The sequence below is a fragment of the Stenotrophomonas daejeonensis genome (assembly GCF_001431505.1).
Lineage (GTDB): Bacteria > Pseudomonadota > Gammaproteobacteria > Xanthomonadales > Xanthomonadaceae > Stenotrophomonas > Stenotrophomonas daejeonensis.
In genome coordinates, this window is the sequence record NZ_LDJP01000054.1 from 15,850 (window position 1) to 37,662 (window position 21,813).

16 protein-coding genes are annotated in these 21,813 nt (G+C 68.3%); 7 read left to right on the plus strand and 9 right to left on the minus strand.

Annotated elements, in window-relative coordinates:
* Window positions 1-40: 40 nt before the first annotated feature.
* From ABB34_RS09310 to ABB34_RS09320, 3 genes are all read right to left on the minus strand, one after another.
* Window positions 41-2,518: a S9 family peptidase gene (locus ABB34_RS09310; RefSeq protein WP_057641044.1), complete on the minus strand. Its 2,478-nt coding sequence runs from the start codon at window positions 2,516-2,518 to the stop codon at window positions 41-43.
* Window positions 2,519-2,678: 160 nt separating this feature from the next.
* The gene (locus ABB34_RS09315; protein WP_057641057.1) at window positions 2,679-3,377 is read right to left on the minus strand and encodes a YiaD family glycine zipper/OmpA-like lipoprotein; all 699 of its coding nucleotides are present in this window, start codon (window positions 3,375-3,377) and stop codon (window positions 2,679-2,681) included.
* Between the two features lie 155 nt (window positions 3,378-3,532).
* Window positions 3,533-3,976: a Cif family virulence factor gene (locus ABB34_RS09320; protein ID WP_083490145.1), complete on the minus strand. Its 444-nt coding sequence runs from the start codon at window positions 3,974-3,976 to the stop codon at window positions 3,533-3,535.
* A gap of 109 nt (window positions 3,977-4,085) precedes the next feature.
* Here ABB34_RS09320 and rpfB point away from each other — a divergent pair, with 109 nt between their 5' ends.
* Both rpfB and ABB34_RS09330 read left to right on the plus strand, forming a co-directional pair.
* Window positions 4,086-5,768 carry a fatty acyl-CoA ligase RpfB gene (gene rpfB, locus ABB34_RS09325; protein WP_057641059.1) on the plus strand — a complete coding sequence of 561 codons (1,683 nt, stop codon included), beginning with the start codon at window positions 4,086-4,088 and terminating at the stop codon, window positions 5,766-5,768.
* 28 nt (window positions 5,769-5,796) lie between these two features.
* Complete coding sequence (locus tag ABB34_RS09330; protein WP_057641045.1) at window positions 5,797-6,159, plus strand: hypothetical protein; 363 nt, start codon at window positions 5,797-5,799, stop codon at window positions 6,157-6,159.
* 171 nt (window positions 6,160-6,330) lie between these two features.
* Here ABB34_RS09330 and lysS read toward each other — a convergent pair whose 3' ends face one another.
* Both lysS and prfB read right to left on the minus strand, forming a co-directional pair.
* A complete protein-coding gene (gene lysS, locus ABB34_RS09335; protein ID WP_057641046.1) occupies window positions 6,331-7,845 on the minus strand; it encodes a lysine--tRNA ligase in 1,515 nt (504 codons plus the stop codon).
* 125 nt (window positions 7,846-7,970) lie between these two features.
* A protein-coding gene (gene prfB / locus ABB34_RS09340) for a peptide chain release factor 2 (protein ID WP_152979565.1) occupies window positions 7,971-9,096 on the minus strand; the annotation gives its coding sequence in 2 pieces (ribosomal slippage) (window positions 7,971-9,020 and window positions 9,022-9,096; 1,125 coding nt in all).
* A 165-nt stretch (window positions 9,097-9,261) separates the two neighbouring features.
* On the opposite strand from prfB, the gene ABB34_RS09345 reads away from it, so the two are divergent.
* The 3 genes from ABB34_RS09345 (at window position 9,262) to ABB34_RS09355 (ending at window position 12,978) form a co-directional block, all read left to right on the plus strand.
* Window positions 9,262-10,413, plus strand: coding sequence for a pre-peptidase C-terminal domain-containing protein (locus ABB34_RS09345; protein WP_057641047.1), 1,152 nt, complete (start codon window positions 9,262-9,264; stop codon window positions 10,411-10,413).
* A 113-nt stretch (window positions 10,414-10,526) separates the two neighbouring features.
* Complete coding sequence (locus tag ABB34_RS09350; RefSeq protein WP_152979567.1) at window positions 10,527-11,879, plus strand: collagen binding domain-containing protein; 1,353 nt, start codon at window positions 10,527-10,529, stop codon at window positions 11,877-11,879.
* A 52-nt stretch (window positions 11,880-11,931) separates the two neighbouring features.
* Complete coding sequence (locus ABB34_RS09355; protein ID WP_057641049.1) at window positions 11,932-12,978, plus strand: DUF1176 domain-containing protein; 1,047 nt, start codon at window positions 11,932-11,934, stop codon at window positions 12,976-12,978.
* Between the two features lie 42 nt (window positions 12,979-13,020).
* Here ABB34_RS09355 and dcd read toward each other — a convergent pair whose 3' ends face one another.
* The 3 genes from dcd to ABB34_RS09370 all read right to left on the minus strand — a co-directional run bounded on the left by dcd (window position 13,021) and on the right by ABB34_RS09370 (window position 16,385).
* Entirely contained in the window at window positions 13,021-13,608 is a 588-nt protein-coding gene (gene dcd / locus ABB34_RS09360; RefSeq protein ID WP_057641050.1) for a dCTP deaminase, read from the minus strand.
* Between the two features lie 146 nt (window positions 13,609-13,754).
* Window positions 13,755-14,609: an iron-sulfur cluster carrier protein ApbC gene (gene apbC / locus ABB34_RS09365; protein WP_057641061.1), complete on the minus strand. Its 855-nt coding sequence runs from the start codon at window positions 14,607-14,609 to the stop codon at window positions 13,755-13,757.
* 168 nt (window positions 14,610-14,777) lie between these two features.
* Window positions 14,778-16,385, minus strand: a complete 1,608-nt coding sequence (locus ABB34_RS09370; RefSeq protein WP_057641051.1) for a phytoene desaturase family protein — start codon at window positions 16,383-16,385, stop codon at window positions 14,778-14,780.
* A 140-nt stretch (window positions 16,386-16,525) separates the two neighbouring features.
* On the opposite strand from ABB34_RS09370, the gene ABB34_RS09375 reads away from it, so the two are divergent.
* On the plus strand, window positions 16,526-18,619 hold the full coding sequence (locus ABB34_RS09375) for a M13 family metallopeptidase (protein ID WP_211258190.1): 2,094 nt from the start codon (window positions 16,526-16,528) through the stop codon (window positions 18,617-18,619).
* 292 nt (window positions 18,620-18,911) lie between these two features.
* The gene (locus tag ABB34_RS09380) at window positions 18,912-20,918 is read left to right on the plus strand and encodes a M13-type metalloendopeptidase (protein WP_057641053.1); all 2,007 of its coding nucleotides are present in this window, start codon (window positions 18,912-18,914) and stop codon (window positions 20,916-20,918) included.
* 155 nt (window positions 20,919-21,073) lie between these two features.
* Here the strand turns inward: ABB34_RS09380 and ABB34_RS09385 are convergent, their stop codons facing one another.
* Window positions 21,074-21,733: a rhomboid family intramembrane serine protease gene (locus ABB34_RS09385; RefSeq protein WP_057641062.1), complete on the minus strand. Its 660-nt coding sequence runs from the start codon at window positions 21,731-21,733 to the stop codon at window positions 21,074-21,076.
* Window positions 21,734-21,813 lie beyond the last annotated feature (80 nt).

The following is a 21,813-nucleotide window of genomic DNA, read 5'->3' on the forward strand; positions in this document are numbered from 1 at the left end:
CGCGGGCTTCTTCGTGCTGCTCGATCAATCCGCCATCAACTCATTTGGTCGAAGCCGCCGGCGCATTCTTCACGTAGCGGTCGAACCAGGCCAGCATTTCGGCCACCAGCTGTTCGTTGGATTCCAGTGCGGTGTACCAGTGCGGTTCGTGCGGCAGCATCACCAGGCGGGTGGTGCCGCCGTTGCCGCGGATGGCCTGGTAGAGCTTGCGCGACTGGAACGGCTCGGTGCCGGGGTTGGCGTCGTCCTCGCCGTGCACCAGCAGCAGCGGCAGCTTGATCCTGTCGGCATAGAAGTACGGCGAGGCCTTCAGGTATACGTCCTGCGCCTGCCACACCGAGCGGCGCTCGTTCTGGAAGCCGAACGGGGTGAAGGTCTTGTTGTACGAGCCGCTGGTGGCGACGCCGGCCTTGAACAGGTCGGTGTGGGCGATCAGGTTGGCGGTCATCAGGCCGCCGTGGCTGTGGCCGGTGACGCCGATGCGGTTGCGATCGACCACGCCCAGTTCCACCGCCTTGTCCACCGCGGCCTTGGCGTCGGCGGTGAGCTGTTCCAGGTAGGTGTCGTAGGCGCTCTTCGGGTCGCCGACGATCGGGAACGAGGCGTTGTCGATGATGGCATAGCCGGCCAGCAGCATCAGCCGGTACGGCGCCAGCCGGGTGAAGGTCTGCTGCGAGCCGGACACCTGCCCGGCCTGCGCGCTGTTGGCGAAGTCGGCCGGGTAGGCGTAGAGGATGGCCGGCAGGCGCTGGCCTTCCTGGTAGCCCGGCGGGGTGTACAGGGTGAAGGACAGGTCGATGCCGTCGGCACGCTTGTAGGTGACCAGCCGCTTCTGGATCTGCCGCACTTCCGGCGTGGGGTCGGCGACATGGGTCAGCGCACGGCCTTCGGCGGCGTACTGCGCCTCGCCTTCCCTGGCCGCGGCATCACGCGCGCCCAGTTCGCGCAGCCAGGCGTTGGGCGGGTCGATCACCGACTGGTGCCAGGTGAGGTAGCGGCCGGGTTCGGCGGTGAAGCCGAGGAACTGGTCGTAGGCGTCGGCGGCACTGCGGAACAGGCGCTCGCTCTCGAGCGTGGCCAGGTCCAGCCGGTCGAGGAACGGGCGGTCGCCCTGCGGCGAGCTGCCCTGCCCGCGCAGGAACACCTTGCCGTCCTCCTCGCGCACCACGTAGGCGCCGTTGGGCAGGCGCTGGTAGACGAAGCTGCCCGGGTCGCCATACAGCTCGTCGCTGGACAGGTCCCACAGCAGGCGCGCTTCCCGCTTCGGGTCGTCGATGTCGACGATGCGGGTCTGGCGCCAGTGGCGGTTCTCGTCGTATTCGTTGAGGAAGCTGCGCTGCGGTTGCGCGGTCCAGTCGAAGCCGGCGTAGCGCTGGGTGGTGCGGGCGATCTCGCGCGGCGCCGCGGTGAACGGCGCGGACTGCAGCATCAGCTTGTCGCGCTGCGGCACGCTGACGTTCCAGTCGCCCTTGTCCAGCGCTTCGGCCCAGACCAGCGTGGCCGGGTCGGTGGCACGCCAGTCGAAATCGCGCGGGCCTTCCGGCACACCGTGCACCGGCACGCGCTCGGCCAGCGGCAGCGAGGCGATGCGCACGCTCTTGCCGGTGGTCACGTCCAGCACGTCCACGTCGTAGGCGAAGCGCTGGTAGGTGACTGCGTGCGAGAACGGCGGCTTGATGGTCTCGGTCAGCACGTGCACGCCGTCGGGTGCGCCGTTGACGTCGTTGTACAGCTGCGGCACGCCGACCGGATTCACCTTGCCGGAAGCGGCCTCGACCACCGCCAGCTGCGACTGGCCGTAGTAGGCGAACAGGCGTTCGTCGTGCTCGCTGGCGAGCGTATCGCGGGTTTCGTAGGTGCTGCTCACGCCCTTGGCGCCGAGCGATTCCTGCACGTCCGGGCCATACACGTCATCGCCGGCCGGCGCCGGGCCCTGGTCGGCGGGCACCAGCTTGACCAGCAGACGGTTGCCGCCATCCAGCCACTGCACGGTGCTGCCGAACATGGGGTTCAGGCGCGCGCCCGGGATCTGCCGGACCTGGCCGCTGGCGGCATCGCCCACCCACAGCTGTACGGAATCGGCGACGACGTTCTGGAAGGCGAAGCGCTGGCCGTCCGGCGACCACAGCGCGCCGCCGGCGCAGGCGTCCTTCGGCAGCGGCACGCGGGTTTCCTTGCCGCTGGCGATGTCCACCAGGGTGAAGTCGGCCACGCAGGCGGGGATGCCGTAGCCGCCCGGGGTGTCGTGGCGGCTGCGGTTGCCCGGCTCCAGGCGCAGGCCGGCCAGCTTCAGGTACGGCCGGGCGACGCGGCTGATCGACGGATAGGTCTGGCTGGTGGTCAGCAGCAGGCGCTTGCCGGTGGGGTCGACGCTGGGCATCGGCGGCGGCGGCGCGGTCAGCACCTTCAGCAGTTCGGCCGGCGGCTTGGCGTACTCGGCGGATGCAGGCGTGGCGAGGAACAGGCTGCTGGCGCTCACCGCGAGCGCGGTGATGCAGGCGGTACGGTGGATGGACATGCGGCCTCCCTGATTATGCGGTGCCGGCAGCGCATCCCGCGCCGGCATCGGCCGAATCTAGCACCGCGCCGATGGTGCCCGGATGGGCCAGATGGCATGGATGGCGCAGACGAAAAGAGCCGCTTGCGCGGCTCCCTTCGTCACGATCGTGCGGACCGGCTCACGAACGCAGCGGGATCACCCGGATCTCGACCCGGCGGTTCTGCGCGCGGCCGGCCTCGGTGTCGTTGCTGGCGATCGGGTAGGCCTTGCCGGCGCCCAGCGTCTCGATGCGCTCGCGCTGCACGCCCTGCGCGCTGAGGTAGGCGGCCACGGCGTCGGCGCGCTCCTTGGAGATGCGGTTGTTGACCGCGTCGGTGCCGATGCTGTCGGTGTGGCCGACCACCTCGATCATGGTCTGGTTGTACTCGGCCAGGGTCGAGGCCACGCCGTTGAGCGCGCCGTAGAACTGCGGCTTGAGCGTGGTCTTGTTGAAGTCGAAGGTGATGCCGTCGGGCAGGTTCAGGGTGATGTTGTCGCCCTGGCGCTGCACGTCGATGCCGGTGTTGGCGGTGCGCTCGCGCAGCGCGCGTTCCTGGCGGTCCTGGTAGTTGCCGACGGCTGCGCCACCCAGCGCGCCGATGCCGGCGCCGATCATCGCGTGCTGGCGGCGCTCGGTGGCGCTGCTGCCGCTGAGCAGGCCGGCGGCGGTGCCGATGGCGGCACCGATCAGCGCGCCCTTGCCGGTACGGTTCTGCTGCTGGGTCGGGTTGCCGTAGGGGTCGCTCTGCACATACGAGCCGCCGGTGGCGCAGGCCGACAGCATGGCGGTGGCCAGCAGGCCGAGGGAGACATTGCGGAAAGCGGTACGAGCAGTCATGGGACTCTCCTTGCATGGGCCGGCGCCGCCGGCGTGGAATTCGCCGGCAGCATAAACAGCGCGGCGCGATAAGCGCATGACGATGCCGGCGCCGTCGTGGCCTCCATTCATCTACCTGTCCGCGCATTCATCGATGCCGTTGGGAGTCATCTCGCTCAGCGTTCCCCGGCCGCGCTCCAGTCGGCGCTGTAGAGCTGCCAGTCACCGTCGTGCTCGCGCCAGCCGCTGGTCACCTGCCAGACCTGCCCGCGCTCGGGCAGGAAGCGGCCGTTGCCGCCGGTCAGCAGCACGGTGAAGCGCACCGTGGCCGTGCCCTGCCCCATTTCGACCTCCAGCGGCCCGGTGCGCACGCCGACCTTGGCATTGAGCAGCAGTTGGCCGCGCAGCAGGCGTTCCAGCCCGTCGCGGTCCAGCCCGTCGTTGCCGATGAAGTCCGGCGCCACCCGCGCCATGAACGCCCTGGGCTGGCCGTTTTCCGCCGCTTCCTGCATCGCCGCCACCTCCGCGCGCAGGCGCTGCTCCGGCTCCTGCCGGGCGCAGGCGGCAAGCGCGCAGGCGATCAATGCAATACGCAGGCAGTTCAACACCGTTCGGGCCACGCTCTACTCCCTTCGCCTTTTCCATTCTGGACGGTATGCTGCCACCAACGGCGGCGCCGTGCCGGGCCGCACATTCGATACGAACCACATGCAAATCCTGGAGGGGATGATGAATCGGGAACGTCCGTGGCTGCAGAGTTATCCCGCCGGCGTGCCGGCGGAGATCGATGTCGAGGAGTTCCGCTCGGTCGTCTCGGTGTTCGACGCCTCCGTCGCCCGCTTCCGCGACCGCCCCGCCTATTCCAACTTCGGCAAGACCCTCACCTACGGCGAGGCCGATGCGCTGGTCAGCCAGTTCGCCGCCTACCTGCTGGGCGAGCTGCAACTGAAGAAGGGCGACCGCGTCGCGGTGATGATGCCCAACTGCCTGCAGTACCCGATCGCCACCTTCGGCATCCTGCGCGCCGGCCTGACCGTGGTGAACGTCAACCCGCTGTACACCGCGCGCGAGCTCAAGCACCAACTGGTCGACGCCGGCGCCTCGGTGCTGGTGGTGGTGGACAATTTCGGCGACACCGTGCAGCAGGTCATCGCCGACACCCCGGTCAAGCAGGTGGTCACCACCGGCCTGGGCGACATGCTCGGCTTCCCCAAGGGCGCCATCGTCAACTTCGTGCTCAAGTACGTGAAGAAGATGGTGCCGGACTACCGCATCCCCGGCGCCGTCCGCTTCCGCGAGGCGCTGCGCCTGGGCAGCGGCCACACCCTGCCGCCGGTGGAGATCAGCCACGACGACATCGCCTTCCTGCAGTACACCGGCGGCACCACCGGCGTGGCCAAGGGCGCGATGCTCACCCACCGCAACCTGATCGCCAACATGCAGCAGGCCTCGGCGTGGATCTCCGCCTCGGGAGTCAAACCCGGTGAGGAAGTCATCATCACCGCGCTGCCGCTGTACCACATCTTCGCGCTGACCGCGAACGGGCTGGTCTTCATGAAGCTCGGCGGGCTCAATTACCTGATCACCAACCCGCGCGACATGAAGGGCTTCGTCAAGGAGCTCAAGGGCACCCGCTTCACCGCCATCACCGGCGTCAACACGCTGTTCAACGGCCTGCTCAACACCCCCGGCTTCGACGAGGTGGACTTCTCCGCGCTCAAGGTCACCCTCGGCGGCGGCATGGCGGTGCAGCGCGCGGTGGCCGAGAAGTGGAAGAAGGTCACCGGCGTCACCCTGGTGGAAGCCTACGGCCTGACCGAGACCTCGCCGGCGGCCTGCATCAACCCGCTGGACCTGGCCGAATACAACGGCGCCATCGGCCTGCCCATCCCTTCCACCGATGCCTGCGTCAAGGACGATGACGGCAAGACGCTGGCCACCGGCGAAGTGGGCGAACTGTGCATCCGCGGCCCGCAGGTGATGAAGGGCTACTGGCAGCGCCCGGACGAAACCGCCCAGGCCATCGACGCCGACGGCTGGCTGCATACCGGCGACATGGCGAAGATGGACGAGAAGGGCTTCTTCTACATCGTCGACCGCAAGAAGGACATGATCCTGGTGTCGGGCTTCAACGTGTACCCGAACGAGGTCGAGGACGTGATCGCGATGATGCCCGGCGTGCTGGAAGTGGCCGCGGTGGGCGTGCCCAGCGAGAAGTCCGGCGAGGTGGTCAAGGTGGTCATCGTCAAGAAGGACCCCAACCTGACCGAGGAACAGGTCAAGGAGTTCGCCCGCGCCAACCTCACCGGCTACAAGCACCCGCGCATCGTCGAGTTCCGCACCGAGCTGCCCAAGACCAACGTCGGCAAGATCCTGCGCCGCGAACTGCGCGACGCCCCGCCGCAGGCCTGACTCCCCCTCCCATCACCAGGAACCACCCATGAGCGACCCCGTACTGGAAGTGGTCATCAAGCTGGCCGAGAACAGCCCCGAGATCGACATCCCGGTCACCCTGACCGTGGGCGGCCTGCTGATCTCCGGGCGCGTCATCAGCCGCGAGAACTACATGCAGGAGAACTGGCTCACCGCCAGCATCGAGGAAGGCATCAAGCAGGCGCTGGCGCAGATCGGCGAGGACCCCAAGCCCGCCGACGGCCACCGCCACTACATCCACCTGCGCGACGTGCGCTATTTCTCGCCGGGCCAGTCGCCGACCCCGAGCGTGGGCACGGTGACCTGCCGCATCGCGCTGGCACACGTCTCGGCCTTCCACTTCGGCTTCCTGTCGCTGGCCGAGGGCTGAGCTCCGGCTGGAGCGTGGGCGCGAGGCCCGTGGATGCGGGGCTTGCCCCGCATGGGGCTTGGCCGGGAAAGCCCTGTATTGGGCAAGCCCCATACCCACGAATCCCCGCTTGTAACGAGAGGGCCTTGCCATGCCGGCAAGGCCCTTTCGTTTCCGCCATCGGCGATGCGCTCAGGCTTCCGGACGCATGTACGGGAACAACAGCACGTCGCGGATCGAGGCGCGGCCGGTGAGCAGCATCACCAGACGGTCGATGCCGATGCCCAGCCCGCCGGTCGGGGCCATGCCGTATTCCAGCGCGCGGATGTAGTCGGCGTCGAAATGCATGGCCTCGTCGTCGCCGGCGTCCTTGGCCTCGACCTGCGCGCGGAAACGCGCGGCCTGGTCCTCCGGGTCGTTCAACTCGGAGAAGCCGTTGGCCAGCTCCTTGCCGTTGATGAACAGCTCGAAGCGGTCGGTATAGCCCGGCTCGCTGTCACTGGCGCGGGCCAGCGGCGAGACCTCGACCGGGTGGTCGGTGATGAAGGTCGGCTGCACCAGCTTGTCCTCCACCGTCGCCTCGAAGATTTCCAACAGCAGCTTGCCCCAGCCGTACGACGGCTTGACCCGGATCTTCAGCCGCTCGCAGTGGCGCAGCAGCGCATCGCGGTCGGTGCAGTCGGCGGCGCTGATCTCCGGGTTGTAGTGGCGCACCGCCTCGTCCATGCGCCAGCGGCGGAAGGCCGGGCCGAGGTCGATCTTCACCCCGTCCCACTCCACTTCGGTGGTGCCCAGCACCTGCCGGGCCACGTCGCGGATCACGCCTTCGGTCAGGTCCATCACCTCGTTATAGGTGGCGTAGGCCTCGTACAACTCCATCATGGTGAACTCGGGGTTGTGGCGGGTGCTCACGCCCTCGTTGCGGAAGTTGCGGTTGATCTCGTACACGCGCTCCAGCCCGCCGACCACCAGCCGCTTCAGGTACAGCTCCGGCGCCACGCGCAGGTACAGGTCCAGGTCCAGCGCGTTGTGGTGGGTAGTGAATGGCTTGGCCGTCGCGCCGCCGGGGATGTAATGCATCATCGGCGTCTCGACTTCGAGGAAGTCGCGCGCGTCCAGCCAGGCGCGCATCGCGCGGATGATCTTCGAGCGCTTGATGAACACCTCGCGCGACTCCGGCGTCACGATCAGGTCGACGTAACGCTGGCGGTAGCGCTGCTCGACGTCGGCCAGCCCGTGCCACTTGTCCGGCAGCGGCCGCAGCGACTTGACCAGCAGCCGGATCGAGGTGGCCTTGACCGACAGTTCGCCGGTCCTGGTACGGGTCAGCCCGCCCTCAACGGCGATGATGTCACCCACGTCCCAGCCCTTGAACGCGGCATAGGCCTCGTCCAGCACGGTGGCCTGCAGGAACAGCTGGATGCGCCCGGACTCGTCCTGGATCTGCGCGAAGCTGGCCTTGCCCATCACCCGCTTGGCCATCAGCCGGCCGGCCATCTTCACCGTGCGCCCGGACGCTTCCAGCGCCTCGGCGGTCCAGCGTTCGGCATCGGCGAACTCGTCCTGCAACGCACCGGCGAACTGCTCGCGGCGGAAATCGTTGGGGAAGGCGATGCCCTGCTCGCGCAGCGCCTTGAGTTTGCCGCGGCGCTCGGCGATCAGGCTGTTCTCGTCGGCGGGCGGGGGCGTGGCGGTCTGGTCGGTCATGGCGGCGATGTTCGGTACGTGGGGAGTTTTCTGACTTTCTGCAGGATCGACGTCAGTCGCGACCGGATTCACCGGTAAAGCTTCATCGCGACTTGCGTCGCTCCTACAGGGGCAAAACGAGGTGTTTACGCGTCGATGCGCTTGGAGCCGGCCTCCAGGCCGGACTTCAGGCTGGCTTCGACGAATTCGTCCAGGTCGCCGTCCAGCACCTTCTGCGTGTCGCTGCGTTCGATGCCGGTGCGCAGGTCCTTGATGCGGCTCTGGTCGAGCACGTAGTTGCGGATCTGGCTGCCCCAGCCGATGTCGGACTTGGTGGCTTCCAGCGCGTCACGCTCGGCATTGCGCTTCTGCACTTCCAACTCGTACAGCTTGGCCGCCAGCATCTTCATCGCGCGATCGCGGTTGGCGTGCTGGCTGCGCTCGGTCTGGCAGGCCACCACCGTGTTGGTCGGCACGTGGGTGATGCGCACGGCCGACTCGGTCTTGTTGACGTGCTGGCCACCGGCACCCGAGGAACGGTACACGTCGGTCTTCAGGTCGGCCGGGTTGATGTCGATGTCGATGCTGTCATCCACTTCCGGCGACACGAACACCGAGGTGAAGCTGGTGTGGCGGCGGTTGTCCGAGTCGAACGGGCTCTTGCGCACCAGCCGGTGCACGCCGATCTCGGTCTTCAGCCAGCCATAGGCGAAGTCGCCCTCGACACGGAAGGTCGCCGACTTGATGCCGGCCACGTCGCCGCCGGAGACTTCCAGCAGCTCGGTCTTCCAGCCGCGGCTCTCGGCCCAGCGCAGGTACATGCGCAGCAGGATCTCGGCCCAGTCCTGCGCCTCGGTGCCGCCGGCGCCGGCCTGGATGTCGACGAAGGCGTTGGCCGAGTCCATCTGCCCGGAGAACATGCGCTGGAATTCCAGCTTCTCCACGTGGCTCTGGTACTTGTCCAGGTCGGCGACCACCGCCAGCGCGGTGTCCTCGTCCTGCTCGCTCTCGGCCAGTTCCAGCAGCTCGCTGCACTCGGTCATGCCGTCGAGCACGCTGGCGATGCCGACCACGGTCTTCTCCAGCAGGGAGCGCTCGCGGCCGAGGTTCTGCGCGTATTCGGCGTTGTTCCAGATGTCCGGGTTTTCCAGCTCCCGGGTTACTTCCTCAAGGCGTTCTTTCTTGACGTCGTAGTCAAAGATACCCCCTGAGCGATACCACCCGATCGGTCAGATCGGCGATTCGCTGGCGGACGGGATTCAGTTCGATCATGGTCGGCTCGTGGCAATGCAGACAAGCTGGCGATTCTAGCATTCCACGCCCGCCCATCATCCCCCGGGCAGGCTGCCGGAACATGCGTGGCCGGCGCCTGCTTGCCGGTAGAATCGCGCCATTCCGCACCCATCGCGGTTTCCCGCCAAGCCAAAGGACTTACGCTTGAACACACGCCCCGCCCGCCTTTTCACCGCGCTCTCCCTTGCCCTGGCGCTGGCCGCCTGCCACAAGCTCGGCAGCGGCGCCGGCGACGGCACCCCCGGTCTTGCCGTCGGCAGCAGCGTCACCGGTGAAATCACCTCGTCCAGCCGCCTGAACTACAACGACGGCAGCCGCCACCAGGGCTACGAGGTCACGCTGAAGAACGGCGAGGCCATCGCGCTGGAACTGGGCGGCTCGCTCAACGGCCAGCTGTCGGTGTTCGACGGCCAGACCCTGCTGGCCACCGCCTCCGCCCGCGGGCAGGACGCGGAAAGCGGCAATGCCGGCACGGTGAGCCTGGCGTTCCGCGCGCCGAAGGACGGCACCTACCTGGTGGCGGTGAACAGCGCCGGCGCCGACGCGTTCGGCCCGTTCAAGCTCGACAGCAGCAGCGTCACCCCGTACGACGGCAAGCCGCTGGTCGCCGACAGCGAAGCCATCGACTGGCTGGTGGGCGAAAAACAGGACTACACGCTCAAGGTCGACAAGGCCGGCATCTACACCATCAGCATGGAGTCGGGCGGGCTGGACACCTACCTGCACCTGAGCGGCCGCAACACCGACATCGAGGACGACGACGGCGGCGGCAACCTCAACGCCCGCATCCGCGCCTACCTCGAACCGGGCGACTACAGCATCGGCGCATCGGCGCTGAACGGCGGCACCGGCTCGTTCAAGCTGCGCGTGGGCCTGACCCCGGTCGACAAGGGCCTGGCCACCCGCGACGGCACCGCGCTGGCCATCGGCCAGACCACGCCGGGCATGATCGACTCGCGCGGCCGCCGCAGCTTCGCGCTCACCCTCGACGGCACCCGCCAACTGCAGTTCGACGCCATCGCCGACAACTTCGACCCGGTGCTGCACGTCACCGGCCCGGGCATCGACGCCGAGGACGACGACGGCGGCGACGGCACCAACGCCCGCCTCACCCTGCGCATGGGCCCGGGGCGTTACACCGTCGCCGTTTCCAGCCTCGGCAGCCAGCAGGGTGTGTTCGAACTGGAAACCACCGACCTCGGCACCGACGCGGCCACTCCGGCCAACAGCAACCGCAAGGGCGAAGCGGAAGCCGCCGCTGCCGCCGCCGAGGCAGCCGCCGTCGAAGCGGATTGAGCAGGCACGGGCCGGTGGCTGCCACCGGCCCCGCAGTTCCCGACCGGCCGGCTTGCGCTCCATGCGCGGCCGGCGCCCATCGCCACACCCCACCCAACCAAGGAAACCCCCAAGTGAAGCAACTCACAGCAGGATTGCTGGGCCTTGCCATCGCCGCCAGCCTGAGCCCGCTCGCCCATGCCGCCACCCCGATCCGCCCGCTGGCCAGCAATGGCGACGTCAGCGGCGAGATCACGTCCGCCGCCGCGCTGAACTACAGCGACGGCAGCCGCAGCCAGGTGTTCTCGCTGCACCTGGCCGCCGGCCAGGCCGTGTCGTTGAAGCTGGACGGCCCGCTGAACGGCGCCCTTTCCGTGTTCCAGCGCGACACCCTAGTCAACCGCTCCAGCGGCTGCGGCTGCAGCGAAGGCAGCGGCACGCAACTGAGCTTCCGCGCCGACAAGGCCGGGCAGTACCTGGTCGCGGTCAGCGGCGCCGACGCCCGCGCGTTCGGCCCGTTCCACCTGAGCGCCGAGCCCATCGACGCCTATGACGGCAAGCCGCTGGCCGCCGGCCAGCGCATCACCGACTGGCTGCTCGGCAGCAGCCAGGCCTACACCCTGCAGGTGGACCAGCCCGGCCTGTACACCATCAACCTGGAGTCGGACGCGTTCGACACCCGGCTCGAGCTGTCCGGCGACAACCTGTCGCTGGAAGACGACGACGGCGGCAACCGCACCAACTCGCGGCTGGTCACGCCGCTGCAGCCGGGCAGCTACACCCTGACCGCGCGTTCCTTCTCGGAGGACAACGGCGCCTTCTACCTCGACGTGCGGCAGACGGCCATTCCCGAAGGGATGGCATTCGAGGACGGCAGCGCCCTGCCCGTCGACGGCACGGTCAGCGGCTTCATCGGCAGCGACGAGACCCGCAGCTTCGTGTTCAGCCTGCCCGAGCGCCGCCGCGTCCAGTTCGACGCCAGCGGCAGCGAACTGGACAGCTACCTGACCCTGCAGGGCCCCGACTTCACGCTGAGCGACGACGACGGCGGCAACGGCGTCGACGCGCGCCTGACGCAGGTGCTGGAGCCGGGCGAATACAACGTCTCGGTGCGCTCGATGAACAGCAGCGGCGGCATCTTCCAGCTCGCCACCAGCACCGCCCCCGCGCCGGATGGCCCGGCCCAGCCGGCGCTGGTGCTGGGCCGCGAGACCAGCGGCCAGCTGGTTTCCGGGCTGCGCAACCTGTACACGCTGGAAATCCCGCGCAAGGGCCGCTACGTCATCCGCATGACCGGCATCAACGGGCTGGACGGCATGGTCACGCTGATGCGCGGCGGCGAGGAAGTCGCCTCGCAGGACGATGGCGACGGCAGCCTCGACCCGAACCTGGAAGTCGAGCTGGAGCCGGGCCGCTACGTGCTGATGGCGCACAGCTTCGACGCCTCGGCCAGCGGCAGCTACCGCCTGCTGGTGCGTCGCAGGTAAGGCCTCCCGGAGCCGGCCACCCACGGCCGGCTCCGTCCCGCAAGGAACATCCATGACCTTCGCCCGCCCGTTGCTTTGCGCCATCCTCTTCCTCGCCGCAGCCGCCACCACCCGCGCGGCCGACAACGGCCTGGAGTTCTCCCACTCCGACTGGCAGTTGGTCTGCGACAACACCCGCACCTGCCGCGCCGCCGGCTATGCCCCCGAAGGTGGCGAAGATGGCGCCAGCGTGCTGCTCACCAGGGATGCCGGCCCCGGCCAGCCGGTCAACGCCGAACTGCAGGTGAGCGATACCGACGAACCGGCCGCCGCCGACCTGCACCTGCACATCGACGGACGCGACCTGGGCGCACTGGGCGCCGACGGCGAACAGGGCGGCCATGCCTTGAGCCGGGCGCAGTCGGGCGCATTGCTGGCGGCGCTGCTGCGCGACAGCCGCATCCACGTCGCACACCGCGACGGCAGGCGCTGGGAGCTGTCCGACCAGGGCGCGGCGGCGGTATTGCTGAAGATGGACGAATTCCAGGGTCGCCTGGACACACCGGGCGCGCTGGTGCGCAGGGGGACGCGCAGCGAAGCCTCGGTACCGCCGCCCTTGCCGGCACCGGTGGTGCGGCGCCCCCCGATGTCGCCACCGCACCCCGGTGACGACGCGCTGGCGCGTTCACCGGAATTGCGAGCCGCCCTGCGTGCCACGCTGGACGGCGCCTCCAGCGACTGCGAGCGCTTCGACGAGCTTCCCGCCGACGCCCCGTTGCAGGTGGACCGCCTCGACGACCACAGGGTGCTGGTTTCCACCCCGTGCTGGCTCGCCGCCTACAACGCCGGCTCGGGCTACTGGGTCGCCAACGACCGCGCGCCCTTCCGGCCGCAGTTGGTGGCCACCGACGGCACCGACTACGACGCCGGCCAGATCAGCGCCGACCACAAGGGGCGTGGGCTCGGCGATTGCTGGTCGCACGCCGACTGGACCTGGGACGGCACCCACTTCGTACCGACCTCCGAATACCAGAGCGGCATGTGCCGTGGCATGCCCGGCGGCTTCTGGGTGCTGCCGACGCTGGACATCGAGGTGCTGGACCAGGCAACGGCCGGGTGATCGAAGCACGCGGGCACCGCGGGCGGGTGCCCCCTGCAACCCTCAGGTGCGCGGCAGCGTCACCCCGGTCTGGCCCTGGTACTTGCCGCCGCGGTCCTTGTACGACGTCTCGCAGACGTCGTCGGCAGTGGCCTGGAAGAACAGCATCTGCGCCACGCCCTCGTTGGCGTAGATGCGCGCCGGCAGCGGCGTGGTGTTGGAGAATTCCAAGGTCACGTGGCCTTCCCACTCCGGCTCCAGCGGCGTCACGTTGACGATGATGCCGCAGCGCGCATAGGTGCTCTTGCCCAGGCACACCACCAGCGTGTCGCGCGGGATGCGGAAATACTCCACCGTGCGCGCCAGCGCGAACGAATTGGGCGGGATGATGCACTCGTCGGCCTCGATGTCCACGAAGCTCTTCGGGTCGAAGCGCTTGGGATCGACGATGGTCGAGTTGATGTTGGTGAACACCTTGAACTCGCGCGAGCAGCGCACGTCGTAGCCGTAGCTGGAGGTGCCGTAGCTGACGATGCGCCGGCCGTCGACCCCGCCGTTATCGGCGAAGCGGACCTGTCCCGGCTCGTACGGCTCGATCATGCCGTGCTGCTCGGACATGCGGCGGATCCAGCGGTCGCTCTTGATGCTCATTCGGGGTCCCAATGCCTGCAGGAGGCGCAATTCTAGCCTGTTGCGCGTGCATCTTGGCGCGCGGCAAAGCCCCGCATGGAGCCTTGCCGTGAAAGCCTCGTGCGGGGCAAGCCCCGCACCTACGAATGCGGGAGGTCGGAAGGAATTCAGACCAACGACGAAACGATGGGAATCCCGGCGCGCGGGCGCTTGCCCAGCTCCTCCACCATCCGCTCCGCCGCCGCCACGTAGGCTCTGGCCGCCGCCGACCCCGGCGCGGCGGCCACGATCGGCGTACCCACGTCGCCCTGTTCGCGGATGCCGATGTCCAGTGGCAGCGAACCCAGCAGCGGCACCCCGTACTGCCCGGCCATGCGCTGGCCGCCGCCCTCGCCGAACAGGTGCTCGACATGGCCGCAGTTGGAGCAGGTGTGCACCGCCATGTTCTCGACGATGCCCAGCACCGGCACCTCGACCTTCTCGAACATCTTCAGCGCCTTGCGCGCGTCCAGCGTGGCGATTTCCTGCGGCGTGGTGACGATCACCGCCCCGGCCACCGGGATCTTCTGCGCCAGGGTCAGCTGGATGTCGCCGGTGCCCGGCGGCAGGTCGACGATCAGGTAGTCCAGGTCGTCCCAGCGGGTGTCCTTGAACAACTGGGTCAGCGCCGAGGTCGCCATTGGCCCGCGCCAGATCATCGGCGAATCCTGATCGACCAGGAACCCGATCGACATGGTTTCCACCCCGAACGCGCGCATCGGCTCGATCGACTTGTTGTCCGGGCTCTCCGGCCGCCCGCTCAGCCCCAGCATCGCCGGCACGCTCGGCCCGTAGATGTCGGCATCCAGCACCCCGACCCGTGCACCCAGCTGCTGCAACGCCACGGCCAGGTTCACCGCGGTGGTGGACTTGCCCACCCCGCCCTTGCCGGAGCCCACCGCGATGACGTTGCGGATGCGGGGATGGGGGGAGAGGCCTTTCTGCACCTTGTGCGCGGGTACCGGGGAATGAAGCGCTGCCATGTCCATGCGTCCTGGGGAAACCGGACTATTTTAGGCTGGATTTCAGCCCGGCATAGGGTCTGCCTGTTCCGACTCTTCATATCCGGTTCGGAAGTCGGCCATCTGGAAGAGCAGCCATCCCCTTTTTCTTCCATGGGCAGCATCACCGCAACCCCGCTCCACGGGCCATTAACGGCCTAGGTCTTCCTGGATGATCCGCGCCGCATTGTGCCCCGGCGCACCGCTGACCCCGCCGCCGGGATGGGTGCCGGAGCCGCACAGGTACAGGCCGGGGATGGCGCCGCGGTAGTCGGCCTGCCCCAGCATCGGGCGGGCGCTGAACAACTGGTTGGGGCTCAAGGCGCCGTGGAAGATGTCGCCGCCGATCAGGCCGAAGCTGCGCTCCAGGTCCAATGGACTCAGGATCTGCCGGCCCAGAATGGATGCGGCGAAGCCGGGGGCGTGGCGCTCGACGGTGGCGATCATCAGGTCGGCCACTTCCTCGCGGTGGTCGTCCCAGCTGCGCCCGTCCGGCAGCTGCGGGGCGACGTGCTGGCAGAACAGGCTGGCCACGTGCCGGCCCGGCGGCGCCAGCGAATCGTCCAGCGTGCTCGGGATCAGCATTTCCACCACCGGCTCGCGCGACCAGCCGTGGCGGCGCGCGTCCAGCCAAGCGCGGTCCATGTAGTCCAGGCTGGGGGCGATGATGATGCCGGCGGTGAGGTGGTCACCCGGCCCCGGCAACGCGCTGAAATCCGGCAGGCGTGACAGCGCGACGTTCATGCGGAAGGTCCCCGAGCCGCAGCGCCAGTTCGCCATCCGCTCGCGGGTGGCGGCCGGCACTTCGTCCGGCGCCAGCAGGCGCTCGTACAACAGCTTCGGGTTGACGTTGGCGACCACGGCGCGGGCGCGGATTACTTCTCCCGCCGCCGTCACCACACCGGTTGCCCTGCCCGCTTCCACCAGCACCTTCTCGACACCCGCGCCGGTGCGTATCCCGGCACCGGCCTCGGTCGCCGCGCGCGCCATCGCCTGGGTGATCGCGCCCATGCCGCCGATGGCATGACCCCATGCGCCCTTTACCCCGTTGCTCTCGCCGAACACGTGGTGCAGCAGCACGTAGGCGGTACCGGGCGCATGCGGGCTGGCGTAGTTGCCGACGATGCCGTCGAAACCGAACAGGGCCTTGATCGGTTCGCTCTCGAACCAGCGGTCCAGGTATTCGGCGGCGGAGATGGTGAACAGGTCCAGCAGTTCCTGCTTCAGGCCGGCATCGAGTACCTGCAGGCGGCGACCCAGCCGGCCGGCCTTCCACAGTTCAGGCAATGCCCGCAGCCAGCCGCCATCGGTCACGTTCGGCGGCGCCTGCAGAGCGGTGGCGCGCAACACATCGGCGAAAATTTCCAGCCTGCGCTCATATTCGGGCAGGCGCTCGGCATCGCGCTGCGAGAACTTCGCCACTTCCCGTTGCGTGCGGCCGGCGCCGGCCAGCAGGTAGTTGCCATCGGGCAGCGGCAGGAAGTTGTTGATCCGGCGCGGCACCACGCGCAGGCCGTGGCGTTCCAGTTCCAGCTCGGCGATCACCTTCGGCTGCAGCAGCGACACGGTGTAGGACGCCACCGAATTGCGGAAGCCGGGGTGGAACTCCTCGGTCACCGCCGCGCCGCCGACCACATCGCGCCGTTCCAGCACCAGCACCCGCTTGCCGGCCTTGGCCAGGTACGCCGCGCAGACCAGCCCGTTGTGGCCGCCGCCGACCAGCACCGCGTCCCACGGCCGTGAAGATTCGTTCGCCATGCCGGCTGTATAGCACCCACGGCGGCCGCCATGACCTTCGACACACCTTCGGTGACGGTTGCAGGCGTATCTTTCGACGCAAGGCCCCGTGGACGGGGCCTTGCTCATGCCCTGATTCCGGCCCGGAGGCCATTCACGTGATCGCTCGCAAACCCAAGTTCCTCCTGCTGACCCTGGCCGTCTCGGCCGCGCTGGTCGGCTGCAAGAAAGATGAAGCCACGGCCACCGATGCTGCCGCCCCGGCCGCGGCCGCCACCGAGCTGAAGCTGGACGAATCCAAGCTGCCGGCCTACAACGCCTTCACCGCGGCCGACCTGGACGCCGGCAAGGACGCCTGCACCGACTTCGGCGGCTACGTCAACGACAAGTGGCTGGCCGCCAACGAGATCCCCGGCGACCGCACCAGCTGGGGCGCCTTCACCATCCTCGACGAGCGTTCGGTCGCCGTGCAGCACCAGCTGGCCGAGCAGGCCGCGGCGATGAAGGATGCCACCGGCGTGGAAAAGATCGTCGGCGACTTCTGGGCCTCGGGCATGGATGAAGCCACGATCAATTCGCTGGGCATCACCCCGCTGAAGGCCGACCTGGAGGCCATCGACGCGCTGGCCGACAAGGATGCCATCGCCGGCTACCTGCGCAGCAGCGCGGCCAAGGGCGAGAACGTGCTGTTCGGCTTCGGCCCGGAGGCGGATTTCAAGAATTCGTCGATGAACATGGCCTACGCCATGCAGGGCGGCCTGGGCCTGCCGGACACCACCTACTACACCGACGCCGGCAAGGCCGACAAGCTCAAGGCCTACCAGGCCCACGTGGCCAAGGTGCTGGAACTGTCCGGCGTGGCCGCCGACGAGGCCGCAAGGCAGGCCGAAGAGGTGGTCAAGTTCGAGACCCGCCTGGCCAAGGCGTCCAAGTCCAGCGTCGAGCTGTCGCGCGACGTGTCGCTGTACTACAACCCGGTCAGCGTGGCCGATGCCGACGCGCTGACCCCGAACTTCAGCTGGAGCGAGTTCTTCAAGTCGCAGGGCGTCGCCGCGCCGGAGAAGTTCTCGCTGGCCATGCCCGCCTTCCACGAGGAAGTGAGCAAGATGCTGGGCGACACCGACCCGGCCACGTGGCGCGCCTACCTGCGCTTCCACACCGTCGATGGCGCCTCGCCGTACCTGAGCGATGCCTTCGTGCAGGAAAACTACGACTTCTACGGCAAGGCCCTCAACGGCCAGAAGGAAATGAAGGCGCGCTGGAAGCGCGTGCTGGGCACCATCGAGGGCGAGGCCGGCGAGGCCTTCGGCCAGATGTACGTCAAGGTCGCCTTCTCGCCGGAAGCCAAGGCCAAGATGGAAGACCTGGTCAAGAACCTGGCCGCGGCACTGAAGGAGCGCATCCAGAACCTGCCGTGGATGAGCGACGAAACCAAGACCAAGGCCATCGCCAAGTGGGAGACCTTCACCCCGAAGATCGGCTACCCGGACAAGTGGCGTGACTGGAGCGGCCTGCAGACCGCGCATGACGACTACCTGGGCAACATCCGCGCCGCCACCGCGTTCAACTACAAGTGGGCGCTGTCCAAGATCGGCCAGCCGGTGGACAAGACCGAGTGGGGCATGACCCCGCAGACGGTCAACGCCTACTACAACCCGATGCAGAACGAGATCGTGTTCCCGGCCGCCATCCTGCAGCCGCCGTTCTTCGACCCGAACGCCGACGACGCGCTGAACTACGGCGGCATCGGCGCGGTGATCGGCCACGAGATGACCCACGGCTACGACGACCAGGGCGCGCGCTTCGGGCCGACCGGCAACATGGAAGACTGGTGGACCCCGGCCGACAAGAAGAACTTCGAGGGCCTGACCGGCAAGCTGGTCAACCAGTTCAACGACTACAAGGTCGGCGACCAGAACGTCAACGGCTCGCTGACCCTGGGCGAGAACATCGCCGACCTGGGCGGCCTGGCCACCGCCTACGACGCCCTGCAGAAGGCCAGCGAAGGCAAGGAGGACCCGAAGGTCGACGGCTTCACCCGCGACCAGCGCTTCTTCTTCAACTGGGCCACGGTGTGGCGCACCAAGTACACCCCGGAGAACGCCAAGGTCCGCCTGGCCACCGACCCGCACGCACCGGCGCAGTTCCGCGCGATGGGCGCGCCGTCGAACCTGCCGACCTTCGCCGCCGCGTTCCAGTGCAAGGCCGGCTCGCCGATGGCCCGCAGCGGCGACAAGCAGGTGGTGATCTGGTAAGCCGCGGCTGATTCCGCTGCAGCGACGAAGGCCCGGATTGCTCCGGGCCTTCGTTTTTTGCAACGAAGACACCGGTAGTGCCAGCCGCTGGCCGGCAACGCCCCTGCCCCTCGGCAGGTGCCGGTAGGTGCCGACCGTTGGTCGGCACGCTCCAACACCACCCCGCATCGCCCGACCAACGGTCGGGCGCCACCCTGAAAATGACCGCCGGAAATGCCACCGCCGTGGCATCGCGCCCCGACCCGGCTTGCTAGAATCCGCCCACTTTCAATCCTCCACGGATTCGCTGCACATGCCCAACGTTCGTCCGCTTCCCCTGGCACTGGCCTTCGGCCTCGCCGCCGTGTTGTCCTCGCCCGGCGCCGACGCGGCGCGCAGGAAGGCCGCCCCCGCGCCGGCGGTCAGCCCCGCCTGCACCGATTTCTACGGGCAGGCCAACGCGGATTGGCTCAAGGCGAACCCGGTGCCGCAGGCCGGCGCGGTGACCGCGCTGGGCCAGTTGGCCGACAACGCCCGCACCCAGCAGCGCCAGTTGCTCGACAACGCGATGAACGCGCCGCAGGGCAACGTGCAGAAGCTGCTGGGCGACTTCTGGGCCAGCGGCCTGGACGAGGCCGCGGTGGAAGCCGACGGCTCCAACCCGATCGCCCCGCTGCTGGGCCGCATCAACGCGATCAAGAAGGCCAGGGACGTCCCGGCCTCGATCGCCGCGCTGCACCAGGTCGGCATCCCGGTGGCGTTCAACTTCGCCCCGGACGTGGACCTGAAGGCGCTGGACCGCCACATCGGCTACTTCATGCAGGGCGGCATGGGCCTGCCCGACCCGGCCTTCTATACCCGCACCGATGCCGACACCGTGGCGCTGATGGGCCGCTACCGCGCCTACGTCAAGCAGATCCTGGCGCTGACCGGCACCGCAGCCGACAAGCTCGACGCCGAGTCGGCGCAGGTCATCCAGCTGGAGACCGAACTGGCCCGCCACGCGCAGTCGGTGGCCGGCATCAACAACCCGTTCAACAACTACGCGCCGGTTTCCACCAAGGAATTCACCGGCCGCTACAAGAACCTGCAACTGGACGCCTTCCTCAAGGCGCAGGGCGTGAACGACGACCTCGTGTCGCTGGCCGACCCGGCGCTGTTCCAGCAGCTCAACGGCATGATCACCCGCCTGCCGGCCGCGCAGTGGAAGGCCTACCTGCGCTGGCGCGTGGGCGATGCGATGGCGCCCTACCTGTCCAAGGCTTACCGCGACGCCGAGTTCGAATTCCGCGGCCGCGTCCTGCGTGGGCAGGTCATCGCCCCGGCGCGCTGGGAACAGGTGCTGGACGCGATCAACGTCGCCGCCGGCCCGATGCTCGGCCACGAGTACGCCGCCACCTACGTCAACCGCGACGCGCTGCGCCAGGCCGGACTGATGGTGGACCAGGTCCGCGAAGCCCAGATCGCCGCGGTCAAGCGCAACGGCTGGCTGAGCGAGGAAGCCAAGGCCGAGGCCGAGGCCAAGCTGGCCGCGCTCAAGATCGAGATCGGCAAGCCGCTGCGCGACCTGGACTACACCGTGCAGCCGATGGGCCGCGGCAGCTTCGGCGGCAACATGCTGATCGCCTCGGCGTGGCGCCACACGCAGGAAATGAAGCGCATCGGCAAGGGCAACGCCGACCGCCGCTGGGACGTGCTGCCGCAGCAGCCGGCGCTGGCCTACGACCTGGCGCAGAACCGCCTGATCGTCACCGCCGCCGCCCTGCAGGGGCCGATCTTCGCCGACGCCAACGGCGTGGCCGGCAAGTTCGGCGCCTACGGCACGCTGGTCGCGCACGAGATCAGCCGCGCCATCGACGCCAAGGGCGCGCTGGTCGATGCCAAGGGCGAACTGCGCAGCTGGTGGACGCCGGCCGACAAGAGCGCCTGGACGCTGATCGGCAACCGCGTCGCCGCGCAATACAGTGCCTATGCCTTCCCCGGCGTCAAGGACGCCAAGGTCAACGGCGAGCTGACCCGCGACGAGAACATGGCCGACCTCTCTGGCGTGGAGATCGCCTGGGAAGCCTTCACTGCCGCCCAGCCCGAAGCCAAGCCGGCCGAGCAGCAGGCGTTCTTCCGCGCCTGGGCATCGCTGTGGCCGCAGCAGGTTTCGCCGAACGAGGCCGTGCAGCGGCTGACCTCGGAAATCCGCGCCCCCGGCCAGTGGCGCAGCAACGGCCCGCTGTCCAACCTGCCGGCCTTCGGTGCGGCGTTCCAGTGCAAGCCGGGGCAGCCGATGCAGCGCGTCGAGGCCGAGCAGATTCGTATCTGGCGCTGATCGGTTCGCCAGCATGAATCACGAAAAGGCGCAGGAGATTCCCGCGCCTTTTCATTGCCTGCCTTTCGCAGGTGCCGGGCTTGCCCGGCACGGGCTTCACCGGGAAAGCCCCATGCGGGGCAAGCCCCGCATCTACGGGTGAAGCGCGTTGCGCGTCACTTCACCCGGCGCAGGTGGTTCGGCCGCCCGCCACCGCCGCGCTTGTTGAACGGCGGTTGCCCGCGCCAGTAGCGGATCAGCAGCCAGCCGAACAGCATGCCGCCCAGGTGCGCGAAGTGCGCCACGCCCGGCTGCCAGCCGGTGAAGCCCAGCATCAGCTCGATGGCGCCGAACACGATGACGAAGGTGCGCGCCTTCATCGGGATCGGCGGGAACAGCAGCATCACCCGCTGGTTTGGGAACAGCATGCCGTAGGCCAGCAGCAGGCCGAACACGCCGCCCGAAGCCCCCAGCACCGGGCCATACTCGCCGGCCCATGCAGTCACCAGCAACTGGCAGAGCCCGGCGCCGACCACGCAGGTCAGGTAATAGGTGAGGAAGCGCTTCTCGCCCCAGGTCAGTTCCAGCGGCGCGCCGAACATGAAAAGCGCCAGCATGTTGAAGAACAGGTGGCTCAGGCCGCCATGCAGGAAACCGTAGGTCAGCAATTGCCACGGCTCGAACCCCGGCGCGCCCGGGATCACGTCTTGCGAGCCCAGTGGCCAGAGCACCAACTGCTCGAAGATCCCCGCGGTCTGCGGCAGCATCTGCAGCAGGAACAGGGCGATGTTGGCGATCAGCAGCGTCTTGGTGATGGTGGGCAGGCGCGGGAACATGGCGGTATCCGTGAAAACTGCCGCCATGATAGGGGATGCGTCATCGCCTTCGCGCTGACACCCCACGATTTGCGTTGCAA